Raw genomic sequence first — 23,692 nt, forward strand, 5'->3', positions numbered from 1 at the left:
GCTGGGGCAGGTGTAGAAGGTACCGGGCCGCCCGCCCGTGGGGCCGGACCGGCGGGCGAGCGGGACCGGCGGGCGGGCAGACCGGCGAGCGGTCAGGACCAGCGGCCGGTGCGTCCCAGCAGCAGGGCCGTCGCGGCCGTTCCGGCGGTGGAGGTGCGCAGCACGCTGCGGCCGAGCCGGTAGGGCTTCGCCCCGGCCTCGGTGAACAGGGCCAGCTCCTCGGGCGACACCCCGCCCTCCGGCCCGACGACGAGCACGATGTCGCCCCGGTCGGGGAGTCCGGCGGTGGCCAGGGCCTCCACACCCGTCTCGTGCAGGACGGCGGCGAACTCCGCTTTGGCGAGAAGTGCGGCAACCTGCTTGGTCGTCATCGCGTCCGCGACCTGGGGGAAGCGCGTCCGGCGGGACTGCTTGCCCGCCTCGCGTGCCGTGGCCCGCCACTTCGCCAGCGCCTTGAGGCCCCGCTCGCCCTTCCACTGCGTGATGCAGCGGGAGGCCGCCCAGGGGACGATCGCGTCGACGCCGGTCTCCGTCATCGTCTCGACGGCCAGCTCACCCCGGTCGCCCTTGGGCAGGGCCTGTACGACGGTGACGCGCGGCGCTTCCTCGGGCTCGTGGTGGACCGGTTCGAGGTCCGTCACCACGAGGCGGTCCTTGCCCTCCGCCGACCGCACGACTCCCCGGGTCCAGCGCCCGCGTCCGTCGGTGAGGACGACCTCCTCGCCCGCCCGCAGCCGCTTCACGGAGACGGCGTGCCGCCCCTCGGGCCCGTCGAGCACGAACTCCGCGGCGCCGTCGGCCAGTTCCTCCACCACGAACACCGGCGCGGTCATCGGCCCGCACCTCCTCCCGCGTGCCGGGACAACGCCCTCGCCGCCGCGTCCAGCTCGTCCACCAGGACCTCGACGAGCCCTCCGGCGGACAGCTCGCGGGCCATCCGGTGCCCCTGGCCCGCCCACAGCGCCATGCCCTGCGCGTCACCGGCCCGGGCGGCGGCCTTGCGCAGCGGAGCGGCGAGGTGGTGGACCTGGGGGTAGGCGGCGGGCGCGTACGGGCCGTGTTCGCGCAGGAAGCGGTTGACCAGGCCGCGCGCGGGACGCCCGGAGAACGCGCGCGTCAGCTCCGTACGGACGAAGAGCGGGTTGGTCAGCGCCTGCTTGTGCAGGGCGTGGGCGCCGGACTCGGGGGTGGCGAGGAACGCGGTGCCGAGCTGGGCGGCGCTCGCCCCGGCCGCGAGGGCGGCGGCGATCTGGCCGCCCCTCATGATGCCGCCGGCCGCGACGATCGGGATGGTCACGGTCTCGCGGACCTGGGCCAGCAGCGAGAGCAGTCCGACGCCGGAGCCGTCCGCCTCCGGGACGTCGCGGTGGCTGCCCTGGTGGCCGCCCGCCTCGACGCCCTGCGCGATCACCGCGGCGGCGCCCGCCCGCTGCACGGCCAGCGCCTCCTCGGCCGTGGTCGCGGTGACCAGGGTCAGGGTGCCGGCGCGGGCGAGGGAGTCCAGTACCTCGCGCGAGGGGCAGCCGAAGTGGAAGGAGACGACGGGCACCGGGTTGTCGAGGAGTACGGCGAGCTTGGCGTCGTACCCGTCGTCGCGGCCGCTGTCGGGGTCGCCGAGCTCGGTCTCGTACCAGGCGGCCTCACCGGCGAGCTGGTTGGCGTAGACCTCGACGGAGGCCGGGTCCGCGTACTCGGGCTGCGGCATGAACAGGTTGACGCCGAAGGGGCGGCCGGTCAGCCCGCGCACCTGCTTGATCTCCTGGTACATGCCGTCGGCCGTCTTGTACCCGGCGGCGAGGAAGCCGAGCCCGCCCGCCTCGGACACGGCGGCGACGAGATGCGGGACGGAGACACCGCCCGCCATGGGCGCCTGCACGATCGGGTGAGGGAAGAGATCGGTCAGTGCGGAGGACATGACGGCATGTTGTCACGCCCCCCGCACGACTCCGAATCGGGGAGCGGTTCAGCCCGTCCGGCGTCTGAGGACTGGGGGCCCAGGGGGCAAAGCCCCCGGAATACGGGAAGGGAAGGGGCGGAGGGGGCGAAAAACCACCGCACCCCACCACCCCGCACGTCCCGTCACCGCCCGTTGAACGCGTCCTTCAACCGCGAGAACAGCCCCTGCCGCCCCAGCTGACTGTGCCTGCCCGGAGGCCAACCCCCGGACCCCCGGCCAGACCCGCTCACCGCCCGTTGAACGCATCCTTCAACCGCGAGAACAGCCCCTGCCGCCCCAGCTGACTGTGCCTGCCCGGGGACCAACCCCCGGCCCCCCGGCCAGACCCGCTCAACGCCCGTTGAACGCATCCTTCAACCGCGAGAACAGCCCCTGCTGCCCCGGCTGACTGTGCCTGCCCGGGGACCAACCCCCGGACCCCCGGCCAGACCCGCTCAACGCCCGTTGAACGCATCCTTCAACCGCGAGAACAGCCCCTGCTGCCCCGGCTGGAACTGCCCTGTCGGCCGCTCCTCGCCCCGCAGCTTCGCCAGTTCCCTCAGCACCCGCTCCTGCTCGGCGTCGAGCTTCGTCGGCGTGGTCACCTCGACGTGCACGATGAGGTCGCCGCGTCCGCCACCGCGCAGGTGGGTGACGCCGCGCCCGTGCAGCGGGATCGACTGCCCGGACTGGGTGCCGGGCCGGATGTCGACCTCCTCCAGCCCGTCGAGCGTCTCCAGCGGCACCTTCGTACCGAGCGCCGCCGCCGTCATCGGGATGGTGACCGTGCAGTGCAGATCGTCGCCGCGCCGCTGGAACATCGCGTGCGGCAGCTCGTGGATCTCCACGTACAGGTCACCGGCGGGGCCGCCGCCGGGGCCGACCTCGCCCTCGCCCGCGAGCTGGATCCGCGTGCCGTTGTCGACACCGGCCGGGATCTTCACGGTCAGGGTCCGGCGCGAACGCACCCGCCCGTCGCCGGCGCACTCCGGGCACGGCGTCGGGACGACCGTGCCGAAGCCCTGGCACTGGGGGCAGGGCCGCGAGGTCATGACCTGGCCGAGGAACGACCGGGTGACCTGCGAGACCTCACCGCGGCCGCGGCACATGTCACAGGTCTGCGCGCTCGTACCGGGCGCGGCACCCTCGCCGCTGCAGGTGGCGCAGACGACGGCCGTGTCGACCTGGATGTCCTTCGTGGTGCCGAAGGCCGCCTCGTCGAGCTCGATCTCCAGCCGGATCATCGCGTCCTGGCCGCGGCGCGTGCGCGACCGGGGGCCGCGCTGCGACGCCGTCCCGAAGAACGCGTCCATGATGTCGGAGAAGTTTCCGAAGCCGCCCGCGCCGAAGCCGCCCGCGCCGCCGCCCGCCTGGGACAGCGGGTCGCCGCCGAGGTCGTAGACCTGCTTCTTCTGCGGGTCCGACAACACCTCGTAGGCGGCGTTGATCTCCTTGAAGCGCTCCTGCGTCTTCGGATCGGGGTTGACGTCCGGGTGCAGCTCGCGGGCGAGCCTCCGGAACGCCTTCTTGATCTCGTCCTGGGAAGCGTCGCGGCTCACGCCGAGTACGGCGTAGTAGTCCGTGGCCACCTACGACTCCGCCAGGATCTGTCCGACGTACCGTGCCACCGCTCGTACCGCTCCCATCGTTCCCGGGTAATCCATGCGGGTCGGTCCGACCACGCCCAGTTTGGCTACTGCCTCGCCGCCCGAACCGTAGCCGACCGAGACCACGGACGTGGAGTTGAGTCCCTCGTACGCGTTCTCGTGCCCGATCCGTACGGTCATGCCCGAATCCCCGGCCTCGCCAAGGAGTTTGAGGAGCACGACCTGTTCCTCGAGGGCTTCGAGGACCGGCCGGATGGTGAGGGGAAAGTCATGTCCGAAGCGGGTGAGATTGGCGGTACCGCCGATCATCAGCCGCTCCTCGGTCTCCTCGACGAGCGTCTCCAGGAGGGTGGAGAGTACCGTCGCGACCGTCCCCCTGTCCTCGTTCTCGAAGGCGTCCGGCAGGTCCTGCACGAGCTGCGGGACGTCCGCGAAACGGCGGCCCGCGACCCTGCTGTTGAGCCGCGCCCGCAGATCGGCGAGCGAGGCCTCGCCGAACGGCGCCGGGCAGTCGATCATGCGCTGCTCGACCCGGCCCGTGTCGGTGATCAGGACGAGCATCACGCGCGCGGGGGCGAGGGAGAGCAGCTCCACGTGCCGCACGGTGGAACGCGTCAGGGACGGGTACTGGACGACGGCGACCTGCCGGGTCAGCTGCGCGAGCAGCCGCACCGTACGGCCCACGACGTCGTCGAGGTCCACGGCGCCGTCCAGGAAGTTCTGGATGGCGCGGCGCTCGGGGGCGGTCATCGGCTTGACGCCCGCGAGCTTGTCGACGAACAGCCGGTAGCCCTTGTCGGTGGGGATGCGTCCGGCGCTGGTGTGCGGCTGGGCGATGTAGCCCTCGTCCTCCAGGGCCGCCATGTCGTTGCGCACGGTAGCCGGGGAGACCCCCAGCCGGTGCCGCTCGGTGAGCGCCTTGGACCCGACGGGCTCCTCGGTGCCGACATAGTCCTGGACGATCGCGCGCAGCACTTCCAGCCTGCGTTCACTGAGCACCGCGCACACCTCCAGCTGTCGTCCCCTGGCGCCTCGCCTGGCACTCAGCGCGTGCGAGTGCCAGCATTCCCCGGCCCAGTGTACGGCCGGTGGGTACGGCCCGGGCAAGGGGCGGCCCCGCGATCTGTCGCGATGTCCCGCGATGCCTACTCACGGGTACGAGCCGGTCCCGCTGCGCTGTCGCCGCGCGGGCTCCCGGACGCCCGGCGGGGACAGCCCTTAGCGTCGACGCATGACGGTGACTCGGGAAGAGCCGCGGTGGGCGGAAGCGGGCTGGGAGCGGCTGGCCCCGGGGGTGGGCAGGCTGCGGCTGCCCGTCTGGGACTGCACGGCCGGACTCGTGGCGGGCCCGGCGGGGGCGCTGCTGGTCGACGCCGGGTCCAGCCCGGCGGAGGGCACGCGGCTGCGGGAGGAGACCGGGCGGCTGCTCGGCGGGGGCCGGCGGGTGACGCATCTCGCACTGACCCACGCGCACTTCGACCACGTCTTCGGGGCGTCGGCGTTCGCGGACGCGGAGGTGTTCGGCGCGGTGGGCCTGGACGCCGTCCTGGCCCACGGCCGGGAGGAACTGCGCGCGGACGCCGTGCGCAACGGGCAGGACCCGGGGGTCGCGCGCGAGGCGGCCGACGCCCTGCTCCTCCCCCGGCTGTCCGGTGCGTCCGCCGTGGACCTGGGCGGCGGCCTGAGCGCCGTGCCGGTCGGTGTGGGGCCCGGCCACACCTCCCACGACCTGGCCGTGGTCGTCCGGTCCACGTCCCCCGGGTCGCGGCCGGTGGTCTTCTGCGGCGACCTGGTGGAGGAGTCGGGCGAGCCGCAGGCGGGCTTGGACGCGGTGCCGTCGCACTGGCCGGCGGCACTGGACCGGCTGCTCGCGCTGGGCGGCGAGGAGGCGGTGTACGTCCCCGGGCACGGCGCGGCGGTGGACGCCGCGTTCGTCCGGGCCCAACGGGACGCGCTGACCCGGCGTTTCGGGGTGCCGTAGGAGGTACGCCGTCGGAGGTGCGTCTGGTCCGGGGCGCCTGGTCCGGGTGCCGTGGAAGGTGTTCGCGCCGCCGTCCTCGGCGTGTCGCGGCGCGGTGCGCGACACGCCCGGCCGGCTTCTCCTATCGTCATCCGAATGCGCCAGTACTCTCCGGACCTGACCCCGCCGTGGAAGAAGCCGAAGACCGTCCCCGAGGTGCCGGCGGAGCCCGGTCTGGTGGTCGAGGAGCCCGGGACCGGTTTCTGCGGCGCGGTGATCCGCTGCGAGGCGGGCACGGTCACGCTGGAGGACCGCTTCGGCAAGCACCGGGTGTTCCCGATGGAGCCGCGGGGCTTCCTGCTGGAGGGGCGCGTGGTGACACTGGTCCGCCCGTCGGCGGGGCCCGCGCGGCCCGCCCGTACGGCGTCCGGCTCCGTCGCCGTGCCCGGCGCGCGGGCCCGGGTGGCGCGGGCGGGACGGATCTATGTGGAGGGCCGCCACGACGCCGAGCTGGTCGAACGCGTCTGGGGCGACGATCTGCGCGTCGAGGGTGTCGTCGTGGAGTACCTGGAGGGCGTCGACGACCTGCCGTCGATCGTCGCGGACTTCGCGCCGGGCCCGGACGCCCGGCTCGGCGTCCTGGTGGACCACCTGGTCCCCGGCTCGAAGGAGTCCCGCATCGCGGCCTCGGTCACGAGCGGGCACGCCCTGGTCGTCGGCCACCCCTACATCGACATCTGGGAGGCCGTGAAACCCGCGTCGGTGGGCATCGCGGCGTGGCCCCGGGTGCCGCGCGGCCAGGACTGGAAGACGGGGGTGTGCCGGGCCCTGGGGTGGCCGGACAACACGGGCGCCGCCTGGCAGCACATCCTGTCCCGGGTGCACTCCTACAAGGACCTGGAGCCGGCCCTCCTGGGCCGCGTGGAGGAACTGATCGACTTCGTCACGGAAGGCGGTGAGGCCTGACGCCCGGGTAGGTGCCGAATTCGCTGGTGTCCAGTTCCACGCCGAGGAACTCCAGCGGAAGAGGATCACCGAACTTCGAGATCCGCTGTGCCCGGTAGTCGGCGCCCTGTCCGTCGCCGACGGGCTCGGTGAGCAGGACACAGTGCGCCACAACGGGGTCGACGACGAGATAGGCGGGCACCCTGCCCGCCGCGTAGATCGATCGCTTGGCCCCGTAATCCCGGTCGACACTGGTCTTGGAGACGACCTCGACCACCAACGTGATCAGCTGGGACGGCAGCAGACGACCGGAGTCCGGGCGGAGTTCACGCTCCAGCACCACCAGGTCCGGTACGGGCTCACTTGCCTCGTCGATGATGTCGACGTCCTGGGTCTGCAACCGTGCCCACCGCTTGCGAGGGATCTGATCCTGCACCTCCTCGACGATCAGGTTGTGCACCAAATCCGGACTCGCCATCATCACGATTTCCCCCCGAAGAAGCTCGACCCTGACGCCCTCGGGAGGCTCGAACTTCTCGAAGAACTTCGTCATCCCGCGCTCGTCCACAGCGGTCATCTCCGTAGCCCTCCAGATCCGCCGCGTTACTCTCGCGCGGCAGCTTACGAACCAGGTTAGGGGGCCGCCTCGGGATCCGCACCGATTCACTCCCCCGAGTGATCAGTCCACCAGATCCCGCACCACCGCGTCCGCCAGCAGCCGCCCGCGCAGCGTCAGCGCCGCGCTGCCGGCCTCGTACGGAGCCTCCTGGAGGAGCCCGTCGGACAGCGCGCGGCGTGAGGCCGCGAGGCCCGCCTCGCGCAGCAGGGACAGCGGGACGCCGTCGCGCAGGCGCAGTTCCAGCAGGATCCGCTCGACCCGCCGGTCCTCCTCCGAGAGGAGTTCACGCCCGGCCCCCGGCGACTTCCCCGCCGCCAGCGCGCCCGCGTACGCCCCGGGGTGCTTCACGTTCCACCAGCGCACCCCGCCGACGTGGGAGTGGGCGCCCGGTCCCGCGCCCCACCAGTCGGCTCCGCGCCAGTACAGCTCGTTGTGCAGGCAGCGGGCGGCCTCGGAGGTGGCCCAGTTCGACACCTCGTACCAGTCGAAGCCGGCCGCCGAGAGCATCTCCTCGGCGATCAGATAGCGGTCCGCGTGGACGTCGTCGTCGGTCATCGGGACCTCGCCGCGCCGGATGCGCCGGGCCAGCTGGGTGCCCTCCTCCACGATCAGCGCGTACGCCGAGACGTGGTCGGGTCCGGCGCCGAGCGCGGCGTCCAGCGAGGCACGCCAGTCGTCGTCGGACTCACCGGGGGTGCCGTAGATCAGGTCGAGGTTGACGTGGTCGAAGCCCGCCGCGCGGGCCTCGGCGACGCAGGCCTCGGGGCGGCCGGGCGTGTGCGTGCGGTCGAGCACCTTCAGGACGTGCTGGCGGGCGCTCTGCATGCCGAAGGAGATCCGGTTGAAGCCCCCGGCGCGCAGCGTCGCGAGGTACGCCGGGTCCACCGACTCCGGGTTCGCCTCCGTCGTGATCTCCGCGTCGTCCGCGAGGCCGAACTCGTCACGGATCGCGCCCAGCATCCGTACGAGGTCGCCGGCGGCCAGCAGCGTGGGCGTGCCGCCGCCGACGAAGACGGTACGGGCCGGGCGGCGGTCGTCGCCGAGGACCTTGCGGGCGAGGCGGACCTCGTCGGTCAGGGTGGACGCGTAGTTGTCGCGGGAGGCGAGCACGCCCCCGGTGCCCCGCAGCTCGGTGGCCGTGTAGGTGTTGAAGTCGCAGTAGCCGCAGCGGGTCGCGCAGTACGGCACGTGGAGGTAGAACCCGAGGGGGCGTGCGGCGGCGTCCGCCAGGGCGTGCGCGGGCAGCGCCCCGTCGTCGGGCACGGGTTCACCGTCGGGGAGTGCGGAAGGCATGCGTTCCATTGTCCCGTACGCGCCGGGGTTTCCCCGCCCGCGCGTCCGGTGCCCGCGGGGGCCGCCCCGCCGGTGCCTCCTGGCGGCCCTCGCCCCTGCCCGCGGGCGCGGGGTCCGCGGCCCGCTCCGCCTGCAGCACCAGCAGCGCCAGGTCGTCCTCCGGCGGGCCGCTGCCGAACTCGTGCACCAGCCCGCGGATCCGCTCGGCGATCAGCTGGGCGCTGAGGCCGGCGCAGCCGGCGAGGGCCGTGGCGAGGCCGTCGGCGTCGTCGAGCTGCCGGGAGCCGCTGCGACGCTCCGTGACCCCGTCGGTGACGCACAGCAGGGTGTCGCCGGGACGCAGCTCGAACGTGTCCGCCGTGTACGTCTCGTCCTCGATGACACCCAGCAGGGTCTGCGGCAGGGCCACCTCCCGTACGCCACCGGCGGGGTCCAGGAGCAGCGGCAGCGGGTGCCCGGCGGAGGCCACGGTGCAGCGGACGCCGCCCTCGAACGGCACCAGCTCGCCGTAGAGGAGGGAGAGGAAACGTGTCTGCGGGCCCTCCGGATCGGCCAGCCCGGGATCGCCGGCGGCCACGAGCGCGCGGGCGGCCGCGTCGGCGGCCTCGGTGGCGTCGTCGAGCAGGAGCTGGTTGAGGCGGTCGAGGACGTCCGCGACCTGGTAGCCCTCGCGGGCCAGCAGACGCAGCCAGGGGCGGGCGAGGCCGATGACGACGGCGGCCTCCGGGCCCTTGCCCTGCACGTCGCCGACGGCGAAGCACCAGCGCCCGTCGCCCGCCGGGAACAGGTCGTAGAAGTCGCCGCTGGGGCCGCCCTTGTCGCACGGCTCGTAGACGAGGGCGCTGCGCACGCCGGGGATCTCGGCGACGGCGCCGGGCAGCAGGCCGCGCTGGAGGACCCGGCTGATGGTGGCCTGGCGCGCGTACTGCCGGGCCGCGCCGATGGCGAGGGCCACCCGGCGGCTGAGGTCCTCGACGAGCCCGGTGATCTCGTCGGGAAAGCCCGCCGCCCCGGCCCGCCCGATGACCAGGGTGCCGAGCGGCCGCCCTCCGGCGATCAGCCGGTACGCGAGCGCCGCGCCGGTGCGGTCGCGGGCGGCGGGGGTGTGGTCGGGGGTGCGGTGGTGCGCGTCGGGGGTGCGGTCGGGGGATCGGTGGCGCCCGTCGGGGGTGCCGGCGGTGGCCTGGGGGGTGGCGGTGTCGTGGGGGACCGGTGCGCCGCTGCCGCTGTCCGAGTCGCGCCGGTCCGCCGGCTGCCCGGCGCCGTCCGGCGGGGCCCACGGTTCGCCCGGCCAGGGCACGGGGACGGGTCGGGAGCGCACCGCGTCGGGGACGCGGGGCGGATCCTTCTCCAGGGCGGTGCGCAGTTCCTCGACGCGGTCCTCGCTGGTGTGCCAGACGCGGGCGAGCCGTGGCCCCAGGGCCATGCCGAGGCCGCCCGCGCGGTCGGTGGCCTCGTCCTCCAGCCACACCGCGCACCAGTCGGCCAGGCGCGGCACGAGGAGCTGCCCGGTGAGCGCGGCCACCAGGTCCTCGTCGAGCTGTCCGGCGAGCAGGTCCGACGCCTCGGCCAGGAAGGAGAGCGCACCCCGGCTCGCGCCCCGGCGCAGCCAGCCGTGCCCGCCCGCGCTCCGCACCGGCTCGGGAGCGGCGGGGACCTCGCCGGTCCGCGCGGTGGGACGGTGGGCGCCCTGCTCCCCGTACGCCCCGGTCCGCTCCCCGGCGGGCGGGCCGCCGTCGGTGAGCGGCGTGCCCCCGGTGCCGTGGCCGTCCGGCGGGGTAGGGCCGGACGTGAGGACCCCGCCGGCCGGCAGTCTCGCCCAGACCGTCTTGATCCCGGTACGGTAGGTGATCCCCCACGCCTCGGAGAGCGCGGCGACGAGCCGCAGACCGCGCCCGTACTCCGGTGTCCCGTAGGGCCGGATGCCTGAGTCCGCCTCGTCGCGCGGGGCCCGCGAGGGGTGCCGGTCGGAGACCTCGACGACGAGGGCGCCGTCCGACTCGCCGTCGGCCGGTTCCAGGCGGCACAGCACCTCGACGTCCGTACCGGCGTGCACGACGGCGTTGGTGACGAGTTCGCTGACGACCAGGACGGCGTCGTCGGCGAGCCCGTCGGACAGCGGTACGGAAGCGTCGAGGGCGCGCTCGGACCAGTCGGTGACCGTGTCCCGTAAGAAGCGGCGCGCGGCCGCCGGCGCGAGCGACGTGCCGGGCAACGACGCGCGCGCCGGTGCCTCCCGGCCCGCGCGGTGGTGCGCGGGCGCATCGGGCGCACGGGGTATGAATTCCCGTCGCTTCGGTATGACCCCCACGGTGTGGCTCCCTGAGCAGTTCGGACGAATACGCCTCAGGCGACAGGGACAGAGTGACAGACCGGCCGCACCCATAAGCACGGAGTTACCGAAGTGGGCCGCCACGAGCGGGAACGGTGCTATGCGTGCGCCCGGGGACGGACGGACGCGGACACCGGGAACCGGGCGGGCGGAGGCGCTCACCCTCAGGCACATGGGGGTGGAGCGGGGCCGCTGCCGGAGACGCGACGGGGCCGGGGCGCATGCCCCGGCCCCGGCCCACCTGTACCGCTGTCCGCCTCCGCGTCCGCCTCCGCGAGGACGGACCTGACGCCTACGCCTCCCGCGCCCCCGAGTACATCTCGTCGATGAGGTGCTTGTACTCCCGCTCGACGACCGGGCGCTTCAGCTTGAGGCTGGGGGTCAGCTCGCCGTGCTCGATGTCGAGGTCGCGCGGCAGCAGCTTGAACTTCTTGATGGTCTGCCAGCGCTGGAGGCCCGTGTTGAGCTCCTTGACGTATCCGTCGATGAGCTCGACGGTGGCGGGCTGCTCGACGACCTCCGCGTACGACTTGCCCGCCATACCGTTGTCCGTGGCCCAGTCGAGGAGGGCGGGCTCGTCCAGCGCGATCAGCGCGGTGCAGAAGTTCCGGTCGGCGCCGTGCACCAGGATGTTGGAGACGTAGGGGCAGACCGCCTTGAACTGGCCCTCGACCTCGGCCGGCGCGATGTACTTGCCGCCGGACGTCTTGATCAGGTCCTTCTTGCGGTCGGTGATCCGCAGGTAGCCGTCGGGCGAGAGCTCGCCGATGTCGCCGGTGTGGAACCAGCCGTCGGACTCCAGCACCTCGGCGGTCTTCTCGGGCAGCTTGTGGTAGCCCTCCATGATGCCGGGGCCGCGCAGCAGGATCTCGCCGTCGTCCGCGATGCGCACCTCCGTGCCGGGCAGCGGCTTGCCGACCGTGCCGGTGCGGTAGGCCTCGCCCGGGTTGACGAAGGAGGCGGCGGAGGACTCCGTGAGGCCGTAGCCCTCCAGGATGTGGATGCCGGCGCCCGCGAAGAAGTAGCCGATCTCGGGTGCGAGGGCCGCGCTGCCGGAGACGCAGGCGCGCAGCCGGCCGCCGAACGCCTCGCGGATCTTGGCGAAGACGAGGGTGTCGGCGACCTTGTGCCGGGAGGCGAGGCCGAAGGGGGCGCTCGCGACGCCGGTGCGCCTGAAGTTGTCCTGGGTGACCTTGGCGTACTCGCGGCCGACGCCCGCCGCCCACTGGAAGATCTTGTACTTGGCCCCGCCGCCGGCCTTCGCCTTGGCGGCGACGCCGTTGTACACCTTCTCGAAGATGCGCGGCACGGCCGCCATGTAGGTGGGCTGGACGACCGGCAGGTTCTCGATGATCTTGTCGACGCGGCCGTCGACGGCGGTGACGTGCCCGACCTCGATCTGGCCGGAGGTGAGCACCTTGCCGAAGACGTGTGCGAGCGGCAGCCAGAGGTACTGCACGTCGTCCGCGCCGACCAGGCCGGTCGCGGAGATGGCCTTCGCCATGTACGACCAGTTGTCGTGCGGGAGGCGGACGCCCTTGGGACGGCCGGTGGTGCCCGAGGTGTAGATCAGCGTGGCGAGCTGGTCCGCGGTGATCGCGGCGACCTTCTTCTTGATCAGGTCGGGGTTCTTCTCCAGATGCGCGGCCCCCCGCTTCTCCAGCTCGGCGAGGCTCAGCACCCAGTCGCCCTCGCCCTCGACGGGCTCGACCCCGGTGGCGTCGACGACCACGACGTGGGCCAGGTCGGGCAGGTCGGCGCGGCGCTCACGGGCCTTGGCGAGCTGGGCGGCGTCCTCCGCGATCAGGACCCGGCTCTCGGAGTCGGACAGGATGAACGCGGACTCCTCGGCGTTCGTCTGCGGGTAGACCGTCGTGGTGGCCGCGCCCGCGCACATGATGCCGAGGTCGGCGAGCACCCATTCCACGCGTGTGGAGGAGGCGAGCGCGACGCGCTGCTCCGGCTGGACGCCCAGCTCGATGAGGCCGGCGGCGATGGCGTGGACGCGCTCGGCCGCCTGCGCCCAGGTCAGTGACTTCCAGTCGTCCGGCCCCTCGCCCGACGCGGGGGGCACGGGGTAGCGGTAGGCCTCGGCGTCGGGGGTGGCCGCGACGCGCTCCAGGAAGAGGGACGCCACGGACGGCGGGCGGTTATCGATCAGGGTCTGTGTGTCGCTCACGACATCCTCCGGGGCCCGCGACAGTGCGTGCGACTCGCTCGATCGACTGCTGGGCGGCTGTCTGGTTGCGGCTGTTGTTTAACTCACGAGTAACTACCGAGCAGAGATCAGAGTAAGGCTCGACCGGCCGACGCGTAAGGGGCGGCGACCTGTCACTTCGCGACGATGCACAGCTGTCACTTCCACCATGCACAACCCCGTGCACAACCGAAGGGCCCGCCGCGCCGAAGCGCGACGGGCCCGATGGCACAAGGGGTCCGCGGGAAGAGCGGGAGAGGACGGAGCGGCTACTTCTTGGCCTTGCCGCCGCCTGCGCTGTCGTCGCTGGACAGGACGGCGATGAAGGCCTCCTGCGGAACCTCCACAGAGCCCACCATCTTCATCCGCTTCTTGCCCTCCTTCTGCTTCTCCAGCAGCTTCCGCTTACGGGAGATGTCACCGCCGTAGCACTTGGCGAGGACGTCCTTGCGGATGGCGCGGATGGTCTCGCGGGCGATGACCCGGGAGCCGATGGCGGCCTGGATGGGCACCTCGAAGGCCTGCCGGGGGATCAGCTCGCGCAGCTTGGCGACGAGCCGCACACCGTACGCGTACGCCGCGTCCTTGTGGGTGATCGCCGAGAACGCGTCGACCTTGTCGCCGTGCAGCAGGATGTCGACCTTGACCAGGCTGGAGGCCTGCTCGCCGGTCGGCTCGTAGTCCAGCGACGCGTAACCGCGCGTCTTCGACTTCAGCTGGTCGAAGAAGTCGAAGACGATCTCCGCGAGGGGCAGCGTGTAGCGGATCTCGACGCGGTCCTCGGAGAGGTAGTCCATGCCGAGCAGGGTGCCGCGGCGGGTCTGGCAGAGCTCCATGATCGAGCCGATGAACTCGGACGGCGCGAGGATCGTGGCCCGCACGACCGGCTCGTACACCTCGTCGATCTTGCCCTCGGGGAACTCGCTCGGGTTGGTCACCGTGTGCTCGGCGCCGTCCTCCATGAGGACGCGGTAGACCACGTTCGGCGCGGTGGCGATGAGGTCGAGCCCGAACTCGCGCTCCAGCCGCTCACGGATCACGTCGAGGTGCAGCAGTCCGAGGAAGCCCACGCGGAAGCCGAAGCCGAGGGCCGCGGAGGTCTCCGGCTCGTACACCAGCGCGGCGTCGTTGAGCTGAAGCTTGTCGAGGGCGTCGCGCAGCTCCGGGTAGTCGGACCCGTCCAGCGGGTACAGCCCGGAGAAGACCATGGGCTTGGGGTCCTTGTACCCGCCGAGCGCCTCGGTCGCGCCCTTGTGCAGGCTGGTGATCGTGTCACCGACCTTGGACTGGCGGACGTCCTTCACGCCGGTGATGAGGTACCCGACCTCGCCGACGCCGAGACCGTCGGCGGAGAGCATCTCCGGGGAGTTGGTGCCGATCTCCAGCAGCTCGTGCGCGGCGCCGGTGGACATCATCCGGATCCGCTCGCGCTTGTTGAGCTGGCCGTCGATGACACGGACGTACGTGACGACGCCGCGGTAGGAGTCGTAGACCGAGTCGAAGATCATCGCGCGGGCGGGCGCGTCGGCGACACCGACCGGGGCGGGGATCTCGGCGACGACCTTGTCCAGCAGCGCCTCGACGCCGAGACCGGTCTTCGCGGAGACCTTCAGCACGTCCTCGGGGTCGCAGCCGATGAGGTTCGCCAGCTCGTCGGCGAACTTCTCCGGCTGCGCGGCCGGCAGGTCGATCTTGTTCAGTACGGGGATGATCTTGAGGTCGTTCTCCATCGCCAGGTAGAGGTTGGCGAGAGTCTGGGCCTCGATGCCCTGGGCGGCGTCGACGAGGAGGACGGTCCCCTCGCAGGCCGCGAGGGACCGGGACACCTCGTACGTGAAGTCCACGTGCCCGGGGGTGTCGATCATGTTGAGGATGTGGGTGTTGCCCGGATCATCGCTCGGGGCCCAGGGCAGCCGGACCGCCTGGGACTTGATCGTGATGCCGCGCTCGCGCTCGATGTCCATGCGGTCGAGGTACTGAGCGCGCATCTGCCGCTGCTCGACCACCCCGGTCAGCTGGAGCATGCGGTCGGCGAGCGTGGACTTGCCGTGGTCGATGTGCGCGATGATGCAGAAATTGCGGATCAGAGCCGGGGCGGTACGGCTCGGCTCGGGCACATTGTTAGGGGTCGCGGGCACGCAGGGTCCTGTCTCTTGAGGCGCCTGTCGCCTCGGGTCGGATCGATACGTAGGCTCCATGGTCCCACGGCCGGGGAGCCGCGACCGGTTTGGGCCGGTCCCGCGGCGGCTGGTAGCCTGAGTGGCTGTGTCTCCTGCCCTCTCAGCACGGGACACACCCCAAGGAAATCAAACGGTGTGCGAGACGTGCTGTCTCGCGTGCCTGAACCTGTAGAGGCTCATTCGTGGCGAACATCAAGTCCCAGATCAAGCGGATCAAGACCAACGAGAAGGCCCGGCTGCGCAACAAGGCCGTCAAGTCTTCCCTGAAGACCGCGATCCGCAAGGCCCGCGAGGCCGCTGCCGCGGGTGACGTCGAGAAGGCCACCGAGTACACGCGCGCCGCGTCGCGCCAGCTCGACAAGGCCGTCTCGAAGGGCGTCATCCACAAGAACCAGGCCGCCAACAAGAAGTCGGCGCTCGCTTCCAAGGCCGCGACCCTCAAGGGCTGAGTCGGCCGGGTCCTCGTGACCCGTCCCCTGACTTGACCTACCGCCGGCTGGACCCGAGCAGGCCCTCTCTCCCGCTCCCACCCGGCACCCCGGACCCACGCACGACTGCGTTCGCCACGCGGGCGTGGATCCACCATCGTGACCCGAGGCCCCGGCCGCTCCCCTTCCCCAGGGGACGCCGGGGCTTCGGGGTTTCCGGCGCCCTCTGCCGCGCCGTGACCGGGCTCCCCGCGCGGCCGGACATGACTGAGCCGTTGCGGTGACCGGGCCGTGCGCGCCGCCGGGCTACCTTCGAAACCGGGCCGTGCGCGCCGCCCGGCTACCTTCGAAACCGGGCCGTGAGCGCTGCCGGGCTACCTTCGGGACCGGGCCGCCCGGGCGATCGTCACGACCGCCTTCTCCAAGGCGTACTCGGGATCGTCCCCGCCGCCCTTCACCCCCGCGTCCGCCTCCGCGACCGCCCGCAGGGCGACGGCGACACCGTCCGGTGTCCACCCGCGCATCTGCTGCCGCACCCGGTCGATCTTCCACGGCGGCATCCCCAGCTCACGGGCCAGATCGGCGGGCCTGCCGCCCCGCGCGGACGACAGCTTCCCGATCGCCCGGACCCCCTGGGCCAGCGCGCTGGTGATCAGCACCGGCGCGACTCCCGTCGACAGCGACCAGCGCAGCGCCTCCAGCGCCTCCGCCGCCCGCCCCTCGACGGCCCGGTCGGCCACCGTGAAGCTGGACGCCTCGGCCCGCCCGGTGTAGTACCGCCCGACGACGGCCTCGTCGATCGTCCCCGCCACGTCCGCGACGAGCTGCGACACCGCGGACGCCAGCTCCCGCAGGTCGCTGCCGATCGAGTCGACGAGCGCCTGGCACGCCTCGGGCGTCGCGGCCCTCCCGGCGGTCCGGAACTCACCCCGCACGAACGCCACCCGGTCCGCCGGCTTCGTCATCTTCGGGCACGCCACCTCGCGCGCCCCCGCCTTGCGCGCGGCGTCCAGCAGCCCCTTGCCCTTGGCGCCGCCCGCGTGCAGCAGCACCAGGGTGATCTCCTCGACGGGCGCCCCCAGATACGCCTTCACGTCCTTGACGGTGTCCGCCGAGAGGTCCTGCGCGTCACGTACGACGACGACCTTGCGCTCCGCGAACAGCGACGGGCTGGTCAGCTCCGCGAGCGTCCCGGGCTGCAACTGGTCCGGCGCGAGATCCCGGACGTCCGTGTCCGCGTCGGCCGCCCGGGCGGCGGCCACCACCTCCCGCACGGCACGGTCGAGCAGCAGGTCCTCCTGGCCCACGGCGAGCGTCACGGGGGCGAGAGGGTCGTCTTGTGCGGTCTTCCTGGCCATCGCGCCAAGCATCCCACGCCCCACTGACAACGGAATCCCCTACCGGGCCCGGGGGAGCCGGGGCTAGGGTGCCGGGGGCACGAGTGCGCGCGGGGGCGCGGGTGTCGACAGGGGTGCGGGCACCGTCCGAGGTGCGGGCGCCAAGGAGGTGCGGGCACCCGAGGTCTCGGCGCAGCCCGCCACGGGAAGGGGCAGGCGTGAGGATCGAGAAGGCCACCGAGGCGGACACAGAGGTCATCTCCCGGCTGCTGGGCGAGGTCGAGTCGTACTACGGCGGCTCCGACACACCGGGTGACCCCGACCAGATCCGCGGAGCGCTCTTCGGCGAGCACCCCGTGGCCACCGTGCTGCTCGCCCGCGCCGGTGAGGACGTCCTGGGCTTCGCCGCGTTCAGCATGGTGTGGCCGGCGGCCGGAGCCGGCACCTCCCTCTTCCTGAAGGAACTGTTCGTACGCGAGGCGCACCGTCGCGGCGGCGTCGCGCGGCGTCTCATGGAAGCCGTCCAGGAGGCGGGCCGCGAGGCGGGCTGTACACGCCTGGACTGGACGGCGGACGCGGACAACCCCGCTGCCCTCGACTTCTACCGCGGCCTCGGCGCGGAACCGCGCGCGGGCAAGATCTTCCACCGCCTCGGCCTGTAGGGCCCACTCCTCGAACAGCCCGGGAACGCCGGCTCCCCGCTTCCCTCCGCCCTGACGGCGGTTCCGCTCAGCTCTACGGCTCCTCGCGCCAGCCGTCCCACTGCGCGGCGAACTCGTCCAACTGCCCGGCGTCGAGCCGCTGCTCCTCGTCACGGAGGACCACGAGCCACTGGGCGTCCTCGGCGTCGTCCTCACCGGCCAGGGCGTCCCGCACGAGCCGTGGCTCCTCGTCGATCCCGAACCGCTCGCCGAGGAGTTCCGCGGCCTCCTCGGCGGCATCGCGGTCGGGCAGCACCAGGACATGTCTCACATCGCTCACGCGGCCATTTTCCGATACTCCCGAGCCACCGCTTCTCAGCCCCTCGCCACCCGCAGTCCGGCCCCCTTCCCCGCGACGGCCAACGGCCCGTCACGGTCCGTCCGCAGCACCACCGCGCCACCGGCCCGCAACGCCGCGACCGTGGCGGGTGCCGGATGTCCGTACTCGTTGCCGGCGCCGCAGGAGATCAGCGCGAGGCGCGGTGCCACCCGGCGCATGAGCTCCGGATCCTGGTACGCCGAGCCGTGGTGGGCGACCTTGAGGACGTCCACGTGTCCGAGGTCAGCGGCTCCGGGTGATCTCAGCAGCGCCTGCTGCGCGGGCGGTTCGAGGTCGCCGAGGAGGAGCAGGCTCAGCCCGGCCGTCCGGACGAACAGCGTGACGCTGGCGTCGTTCGGACCCTCCGGGGCCACAACCGGATCGGACGGCGGCCACAGCACCCTCCAGTCGAGGCCGCCCGCCCGCCGGCGCTCACCCGCCACGGCCCGGGTCACGGGAACGTGCCGGGCCGCCGCCTCCCTCCGTACGAACTCGGCCTGGTCCTGCGGCTCCTCGAACCCCGTCGTCTCGATCCCGCCGACCGCGCGTCCGTGCAGCACGCCCGGCAGCCCCGCGACATGGTCGGCGTGGAAGTGGGTCAGCACGACCAGGGGCACGCGGGTGACGCCGAGCGCCCTCAGACAGCGGTCGACCAGCACCGGGTCGGGCCCCGCGTCCACGACGACGCCCGCTCCGTCCCCCGCGGCGAGCACCGTCGCGTCGCCCTGCCCCACGTCGCACATCGCGTACCGCCAGCCAGGCGGCGGCCAGCCCGTGATCACCCGGGTCAGGGGCGGCGGGCGTACCACGGCCAGCAGGAACAGCACGGCGCAGGCGCCGCACAGCCACGGGTGCCTGAGGACCCGTCGGCCGACGAGTACGGCCACCGCCGTGACCAGCGCCAGCAGGACGGCGCCCGTCCAGCTCCCCGGCCAGTCCACTCCCCCGCCGGGCAGCGCGGCTCCCGTACGGGCGATGTCCGCGATCCACCCCGCGGGCCAGGCGGCGCACCACGCCAGGATTCGCGCGACCGGCATCGCCACCGCCGCCGCCCCCAGGGTGCCGAAACCCAGCACGGTGGCGGGCGCGACCGCGAACTCCGCGAGCAGGTTGCACGGCACCGCGACCAGGCTCACCCGCGCCGACAGGACCGCCACCACCGGCGCGCACAACGCCTGCGCGGCCGCCGCCGCGGCCAGCGCCTCGGCCGCTCGCGGCGGCACCCGGCGTCTGCGCAGCGCCGCGCTCCACCGGGGTGCCAGGGTCAGCAGCGCCCCGGTGGCGAGGACCGAGAGCAGGAAGCCGTAACTGCGGGCCAGCCACGGGTCGTAGAGGACCAGCAGCAGCACGGCCGTGGCCAGCGCCGGGATCAGCGATCTGCGGCGCCCGGTCGCCACGGCGAGGAGCGCGACCGCTCCGCAGGCCGCCGCCCGCAGCACACTCGGGTCCGGCCGGCACACGATCACGAAGCCCAGCGTGAGCACACCGCCGAGGAACGCCGTCGCCCGCAGCGGAACACCGATCCGCGGCGCGAGGCCCCGGCGTTCGGCGCGCTGGGCGATTCCGGCCGGTCCGATGAACAGGGCGAGCAGAATCGTGAAGTTGGCACCGCTGACGGCCAGCGTGTGGGTCAGGTCGGTCGCCCGGAACGCCTCGTCCAGCTCGGAGGTGACCCGGGAGGTGTCTCCCACGACCAGCCCGGGGAGCAGCGCCCGCGCGTCCGCGTCCAGCCCGTCGGTCGCCTCCCGCAGCCCGCCGCGCAGCCGTCCCGCCAGCCGTTGCGGAGCCGACGGCTCCCCCACCACCAACGGCGGCGCGCTGCCCCGTACGCGCAGCACGGCCGCGAACCGGGCCCCGTCCGCCAGTGGGGGCACGGCCCGTGCGGACACGCGCACCCGTGTGGAGGGCAGGAGCGACAGCCAGGGCGACCGCGCCGGCCCGCCGCGGACACGGTCCGCACCCCGGTCCCGATGCGCTCCGTCCGCGCCGGGTGCTGCGGGTGCTCCGGGTGCGATCGGCGAGCCCCTGGGGGGAGTCGCGTCGGCGATCAGTAGTACCGGCGTGCGGGTGGCGACGACGGTCCCGTCCGGTCGGATCACGCGCCGTACCTCGGCGTCCAGCAGGACGGCCGTCGGGGCTGCGTGGTCGCCCTGGATCCGGGGACGGGTGAGCCGCGGGTCGGAGGTCAGCTCGACCTCCGCGTCCACGTGGGCGTACCGCTGGGCCAGGGCCGGAACCGGTCCACGGCGCAGGTCCGCCCCGTGCAGCCCCGCGGAGGCCGCGGCCGCGGCGACGCAGAGGAGTACGGCCGAGACGGAGACACGCTGCCACGGGGGCGACAACGCTCCGGTGTCCCCCTTCCGCTTCGTGCGCCGTCCACCTCGTCCCGCCCTCACGAGCAGCACCGTGCCGACGGCCAGACTGGTCAGGACGACACCCAGGACCCAGCCGGCGGAGGCACCGAGCGTGGCCGCGGCCGTGCCCCAGGCCGCGAGGGCGGGTGGCACCAGCCGCAGGTCCGCCGGTCCCTCCTGCCGGGGGTGCGCATCCCCGAGCCGCTTCCCCGAGGCGGCGTGGACGAGGCTGCGGCCGGGGGCGGCGGACGCCGGGTCACCGGTTGCCGGGTCACCGGTTGCCGGGTCACCGGTTGCCGGGTCACCGGACGCCCTGCCGGTCGCTCTCGTCGCGGCCGCCTCGTCCGTCGCGGCCGTCGTGCCGGTCCCGTCCCGTGTCCGCGACTGCCTCATGGCCGCACCAGTTTCTGGAGGTCGGCGAAGCGGCGGTCGCCGATCCCGGTGACCTGGCGCAGTTCGCCGACGGAGCGGAAGCCACCGTGCTGGGCGCGGTAGTCGATGATGTGCTGGGCCAGGACGGGGCCGACTCCCGGGAGCGTGTCGAGCTGCTCGGCGGTGGCCGTGCTGAGGGAGACCGGAGCCGTGACTCCCGGCCCGGCGACGGTTCCGCTTCCACCCGCCCCGGTGCCCGCACCGGTGCCCGCACCGGCAGCTCCCCCGGTGCCTCCCTCCGCCGCGCCGGGCGGCACGGGGGCACCGACGACGACTTGTTCGCCGTCCACCAGGAAGCGGGCGCGGTTGAGGCCGTCCGTCTTCGTTCCCGGACGCACCCCGCCCGCCGCCCGCAGGGCGTCCACCACCCGTGAGCCGGCGGGCAGTCGCTGGATCCCGGGATGGCGCACCTTGCCCCTGACGTCGACCACGATCCCGGCCCCCGGCCCCGTCCGCACCGCTCCCGGCCCGGGCGAGGCATCCTGACCCGAGGCATGGTCCGACGCCCGCCCGCCGTAGGGAGCCGCCGCCCGCACGACCTCGGGGGCCCGCACCTGCTGAGTCCTGCCGGTCCAGAAATGCTGGACGGCGAAGGCCGCGGCAGCGACGAGGAGCACGGTGAGGGCGATGACGCTCCTGCGCTCCAGTCCGCACCGCGACTGGAGCCACAGCGGCATCCGGTCCCTCAGAGCGGGCCCCGCCCGCTCCCGCCACCCGCCGAGCCCCGCGCCCGAACCGTCACCGCCACCACCCACGGCACCGGCACCGTCGACCACGCGATCACCACGGTCGGCCCCCGCCCCACTCCCCACACCCGCACCCGCACCCGCACCCGCACCCGCACCCGCCTCAGGGCCCGAGCCCGCCCCGGGATCCGCGACCGCGACCCCCGACTCCCGCTCCCCCGTGCCCCGTTCGGCGAAGAGGAGTTCCGCGCGCCGGCGGAGTGCCTCCGCCGACGCCTGGCGGCGTCCGGGCAGGCTACGGCTGCCCGGTAAGGCCGGAGAATGCCTGCGGTGGCGGCGGGTACGGCCGTCGGACCGGGGCCCGCGGCCGGGACCGCTGGTCGGAGTCGCCGTGCGAGGGCGTGATCGAAGTGCCATGCGCCGAGGATGCGACAGCCGGGCACCTTCGCGATGATCTTGCTCGGTTTCCGGGGACTACCGCCCTGTTGTGGACAACTCCGTCACTCCACCGGGGTGAAACACACCCACCGGAGCGAGACCACACCCCACCGGAGCGAGACCACACCCACCGAAGCGGGACGACCGCTCAGCGAGGTGAGACCAGCGCTCACCGGGGTGAGACGACCGCCCCCAGCAGCCCGGGTCCGGTGTGCGCGCCGATGACCGCTCCGACCTCGCTCACATGGAGGTCGGCGAGTCCGGGCACCCGGGCGCGCAGCCGGTCGGCGAGGGCCGACGCCCGCTCCGGGGCCGCGAGGTGGTGGACGGCGATGTCGACCTGGGCGCCTCCTGCCCGGTCGGCCACGATCTCCTCCAGCCTGGCGATCGCCCTGGACGCCGTCCGTACCTTCTCCAGGAGTTCGATGCGGCCGCCCTCCAGCTGCAGCAGCGGCTTCACGGCGAGCGCGGAGCCCAGCAGCGCCTGGGCGGCTCCGATACGACCGCCGCGCCGCAGGTAGTCGAGGGTGTCGACGTAGAAGTGGGCGGAGGTGCCCGCGGCCCGCTTCTCCGCTGCGGTGACCGCCTCGTCCACCGTGCCGCCGGCCTCGGCGGCCTCGGCCGCGGCGAGCGCGCAGAATCCGAGGGCCATCGCGACCATGCCGGTGTCCACCACCCGCACCGGCACCGGTGCCTCGCGCGCGGCGAGGACGGCGGCGTCGTAGGTGCCCGAGAACTCGGCGGACAGGTGGAGGGAGACGATGCCGGTGGCGCCGGTCTCGGCGACGCGGCGGTAGGTCTCGGCGAAGGTCTCGGGGCTGGGCCGGGACGTGGTGACGGAGCGTCGCTTCTGCAGTGCCTGGGCCAGGGACCGGGCGGAGATCTCCGTACCCTCTTCGAGCGCCCGGTTGCCGAGGACGACGGTCAGGGGCACCGCGGTGATGCCGTGGCGCTCCATCGTCCGGGGCGGCAGGTAGGCCGTTGAATCGGTGACGATCGCGACATGGCGGGACATGAGCTGGAGGTTACCCGCCAGGGCGCCCGGGCGGCAGCCCGGCCCCTCTCACCTGCGGCGCCGTGGCGCGCATGTGCCCCCGCCGCCGCAGTACGGCCGTGCGCCGTCCCGGCGGCACCTCCACGGCCACCGCGTCCACCGTGTCCGCCGCGCGCGGTCAGGTGGTGCTCTCGGGCCGGGGCTTCTTCTGCCAGGGGTACGTGGGCTGTGCGGCCGACGGCGTGATGGCGGGACGCGCCGGCTCCTCGGCCGTCGTCCGGGGGCGCGGGGCCTGCTGCCCGGTCTGCCCGGCGGGGTCGGGCGTGCCGGGTTCCGGGGTCTCGGGCCACGGCGGGGCGGGCGTCGTCGGCTCCGTGGTCCAGTGGCGCAGGGCGCCGGACTCGACGTCGATCTGCGCGCTGAGCGAGTCCAGGTCGTCGTCCGCGAAGCGGCGTGCCCGGTCGCGGGCGGCCCAGCGCAGCGAGTCGGCGGACCGGGTGATCCGCTCGGTCCGCTCGCGCAGCGCGGGCAGCCGCTCGGCGAGCGTGGCCCGGTCGGGCTCGCTCTCCAGCCGCCTCAGCTCGCCGTCGAGTTCGTGTCCGTGGGCGCTGAGGCGCTCGAAGAGGGACAGTGACTCCTTCAGGGACTCGTCCTCGGCGGCACCGGCGGCCAGCGCGTCCTGAGTGGCGCGCATCGACGTGCGCAGCCTCAGCCGCAGCTCGGCGAGCTGGCCCACCGGGCCGGGCTGGGCGAGGGTCCGGGCGCGCAGGGTGGTGTCCTCGACGGTGCGGCGGGCCTGCGAGAGGGTGCGGTCGACGCCGCGCCTGGCCGCGCCCACCACCTTCACCGTGGCGTACGCGCCCGCCAGGACGCACAGCAGGAAGAGCAGGGCGAACACTGCGATCACGGTCCCCACTTTGCTCCTCCTTCGGGC

Annotated in this window: 19 protein-coding genes; 4 read left to right on the top strand and 15 right to left on the bottom strand. The window is 73.5% G+C overall.

The window, feature by feature from the left end; genetic code table 11:
• Positions 1–92: 92 nt before the first annotated feature.
• The 4 genes from ACFY93_RS08470 to hrcA all read right to left on the bottom strand — a co-directional run bounded on the left by ACFY93_RS08470 (position 93) and on the right by hrcA (position 4,542).
• Positions 93–833: a 16S rRNA (uracil(1498)-N(3))-methyltransferase gene (locus tag ACFY93_RS08470; RefSeq protein WP_391354880.1), complete on the bottom strand. Its 741-nt coding sequence runs from the start codon at positions 831–833 to the stop codon at positions 93–95.
• Positions 830–1,915 carry a nitronate monooxygenase gene (locus ACFY93_RS08475; RefSeq protein WP_391354883.1) on the bottom strand — a complete coding sequence of 362 codons (1,086 nt, stop codon included), beginning with the start codon at positions 1,913–1,915 and terminating at the stop codon, positions 830–832. The genes ACFY93_RS08470 and ACFY93_RS08475 overlap by 4 nt, the downstream gene beginning before the upstream one ends.
• A gap of 476 nt (positions 1,916–2,391) precedes the next feature.
• Complete coding sequence (gene dnaJ, locus ACFY93_RS08480; RefSeq protein WP_391354885.1) at positions 2,392–3,525, bottom strand: molecular chaperone DnaJ; 1,134 nt, start codon at positions 3,523–3,525, stop codon at positions 2,392–2,394.
• Entirely contained in the window at positions 3,526–4,542 is a 1,017-nt protein-coding gene (gene hrcA, locus ACFY93_RS08485; RefSeq protein ID WP_391354888.1) for a heat-inducible transcriptional repressor HrcA, read from the bottom strand.
• 232 nt (positions 4,543–4,774) lie between these two features.
• Between hrcA and ACFY93_RS08490 the strand changes: the two genes are divergently transcribed.
• Positions 4,775–5,524: an MBL fold metallo-hydrolase gene (locus ACFY93_RS08490; protein WP_391354891.1), complete on the top strand. Its 750-nt coding sequence runs from the start codon at positions 4,775–4,777 to the stop codon at positions 5,522–5,524.
• 135 nt (positions 5,525–5,659) lie between these two features.
• Positions 5,660–6,469, top strand: coding sequence for a DUF3097 family protein (locus tag ACFY93_RS08495; RefSeq protein ID WP_391354894.1), 810 nt, complete (start codon positions 5,660–5,662; stop codon positions 6,467–6,469).
• On the opposite strand, the gene ACFY93_RS08500 is transcribed toward ACFY93_RS08495, so the two are convergent.
• The 5 genes from ACFY93_RS08500 to lepA all read right to left on the bottom strand — a co-directional run bounded on the left by ACFY93_RS08500 (position 6,447) and on the right by lepA (position 15,027).
• On the bottom strand, positions 6,447–7,025 hold the full coding sequence (locus ACFY93_RS08500; RefSeq protein WP_391354897.1) for a Uma2 family endonuclease: 579 nt from the start codon (positions 7,023–7,025) through the stop codon (positions 6,447–6,449). The genes ACFY93_RS08495 and ACFY93_RS08500 overlap by 23 nt on opposite strands.
• Positions 7,026–7,127: 102 nt before the next feature.
• Entirely contained in the window at positions 7,128–8,360 is a 1,233-nt protein-coding gene (gene hemW, locus ACFY93_RS08505) for a radical SAM family heme chaperone HemW (RefSeq protein WP_391354900.1), read from the bottom strand.
• Positions 8,335–10,671 carry a SpoIIE family protein phosphatase gene (locus ACFY93_RS08510; RefSeq protein WP_391354902.1) on the bottom strand — a complete coding sequence of 779 codons (2,337 nt, stop codon included), beginning with the start codon at positions 10,669–10,671 and terminating at the stop codon, positions 8,335–8,337. The genes hemW and ACFY93_RS08510 overlap by 26 nt, the downstream gene beginning before the upstream one ends.
• 313 nt (positions 10,672–10,984) lie before the next feature.
• Positions 10,985–12,871, bottom strand: a complete 1,887-nt coding sequence (locus ACFY93_RS08515) for an AMP-binding protein (RefSeq protein ID WP_391354905.1) — start codon at positions 12,869–12,871, stop codon at positions 10,985–10,987.
• Positions 12,872–13,158: 287 nt separating this feature from the next.
• Positions 13,159–15,027, bottom strand: coding sequence for a translation elongation factor 4 (gene lepA, locus ACFY93_RS08520; RefSeq protein WP_391354908.1), 1,869 nt, complete (start codon positions 15,025–15,027; stop codon positions 13,159–13,161).
• Positions 15,028–15,251: 224 nt separating this feature from the next.
• Here lepA and rpsT point away from each other — a divergent pair, with 224 nt between their 5' ends.
• Positions 15,252–15,518 (top strand): 30S ribosomal protein S20, encoded by a 267-nt coding sequence (gene rpsT, locus ACFY93_RS08525; RefSeq protein WP_391354911.1) that lies wholly within the window; start codon positions 15,252–15,254, stop codon positions 15,516–15,518.
• Between the two features lie 353 nt (positions 15,519–15,871).
• Here rpsT and holA read toward each other — a convergent pair whose 3' ends face one another.
• Positions 15,872–16,855, bottom strand: a complete 984-nt coding sequence (gene holA, locus ACFY93_RS08530; RefSeq protein WP_391354913.1) for a DNA polymerase III subunit delta — start codon at positions 16,853–16,855, stop codon at positions 15,872–15,874.
• A gap of 197 nt (positions 16,856–17,052) precedes the next feature.
• Between holA and ACFY93_RS08535 the strand changes: the two genes are divergently transcribed.
• A complete protein-coding gene (locus ACFY93_RS08535) occupies positions 17,053–17,496 on the top strand; it encodes a GNAT family N-acetyltransferase (RefSeq protein ID WP_391354915.1) in 444 nt (147 codons plus the stop codon).
• A 73-nt stretch (positions 17,497–17,569) separates the two neighbouring features.
• Here ACFY93_RS08535 and ACFY93_RS08540 read toward each other — a convergent pair whose 3' ends face one another.
• The 5 genes from ACFY93_RS08540 to ACFY93_RS08560 all read right to left on the bottom strand — a co-directional run bounded on the left by ACFY93_RS08540 (position 17,570) and on the right by ACFY93_RS08560 (position 23,674).
• A complete protein-coding gene (locus ACFY93_RS08540) occupies positions 17,570–17,815 on the bottom strand; it encodes a hypothetical protein (protein ID WP_391354917.1) in 246 nt (81 codons plus the stop codon).
• A gap of 35 nt (positions 17,816–17,850) precedes the next feature.
• Positions 17,851–20,601 (bottom strand): ComEC/Rec2 family competence protein, encoded by a 2,751-nt coding sequence (locus tag ACFY93_RS08545; RefSeq protein WP_391354919.1) that lies wholly within the window; start codon positions 20,599–20,601, stop codon positions 17,851–17,853.
• Positions 20,598–21,743 (bottom strand): helix-hairpin-helix domain-containing protein, encoded by a 1,146-nt coding sequence (locus ACFY93_RS08550; protein ID WP_391354922.1) that lies wholly within the window; start codon positions 21,741–21,743, stop codon positions 20,598–20,600. The genes ACFY93_RS08545 and ACFY93_RS08550 overlap by 4 nt, the downstream gene beginning before the upstream one ends.
• A 190-nt stretch (positions 21,744–21,933) precedes the next feature.
• Entirely contained in the window at positions 21,934–22,779 is an 846-nt protein-coding gene (locus tag ACFY93_RS08555; RefSeq protein ID WP_391354925.1) for a DegV family protein, read from the bottom strand.
• A 157-nt stretch (positions 22,780–22,936) separates the two neighbouring features.
• The gene (locus tag ACFY93_RS08560; protein WP_391354927.1) at positions 22,937–23,674 is read right to left on the bottom strand and encodes a hypothetical protein; all 738 of its coding nucleotides are present in this window, start codon (positions 23,672–23,674) and stop codon (positions 22,937–22,939) included.
• Positions 23,675–23,692: the final 18 nt, after the last annotated feature.

The organism is Streptomyces sp. NPDC008313, from assembly GCF_042956125.1.
In the GTDB taxonomy this organism is placed as follows: domain Bacteria; phylum Actinomycetota; class Actinomycetes; order Streptomycetales; family Streptomycetaceae; genus Streptomyces.

What these genes read in the sequence shown, in the direction of transcription:
- holA (WP_391354913.1), bottom strand. Translation starts at nt 16,855, where the DNA reads ATGGCCAGGAAGACCGCACAAGACGACCCTCTCGCCCCCGTGACGCTC.
- ACFY93_RS08500 (WP_391354897.1), bottom strand. Translation starts at nt 7,025, where the DNA reads ATGACCGCTGTGGACGAGCGCGGGATGACGAAGTTCTTCGAGAAGTTC.
- ACFY93_RS08555 (WP_391354925.1), bottom strand. Translation starts at nt 22,779, where the DNA reads ATGTCCCGCCATGTCGCGATCGTCACCGATTCAACGGCCTACCTGCCG.
- ACFY93_RS08470 (WP_391354880.1), bottom strand. Translation starts at nt 833, where the DNA reads ATGACCGCGCCGGTGTTCGTGGTGGAGGAACTGGCCGACGGCGCCGCG.
- ACFY93_RS08545 (WP_391354919.1), bottom strand. Translation starts at nt 20,601, where the DNA reads ATGAGGCAGTCGCGGACACGGGACGGGACCGGCACGACGGCCGCGACG.
- ACFY93_RS08475 (WP_391354883.1), bottom strand. Translation starts at nt 1,915, where the DNA reads ATGTCCTCCGCACTGACCGATCTCTTCCCTCACCCGATCGTGCAGGCG.
- hemW (WP_391354900.1), bottom strand. Translation starts at nt 8,360, where the DNA reads ATGCCTTCCGCACTCCCCGACGGTGAACCCGTGCCCGACGACGGGGCG.
- ACFY93_RS08490 (WP_391354891.1), top strand. Translation starts at nt 4,775, where the DNA reads ATGACGGTGACTCGGGAAGAGCCGCGGTGGGCGGAAGCGGGCTGGGAG.
- ACFY93_RS08550 (WP_391354922.1), bottom strand. Translation starts at nt 21,743, where the DNA reads ATGGCACTTCGATCACGCCCTCGCACGGCGACTCCGACCAGCGGTCCC.
- ACFY93_RS08495 (WP_391354894.1), top strand. Translation starts at nt 5,660, where the DNA reads ATGCGCCAGTACTCTCCGGACCTGACCCCGCCGTGGAAGAAGCCGAAG.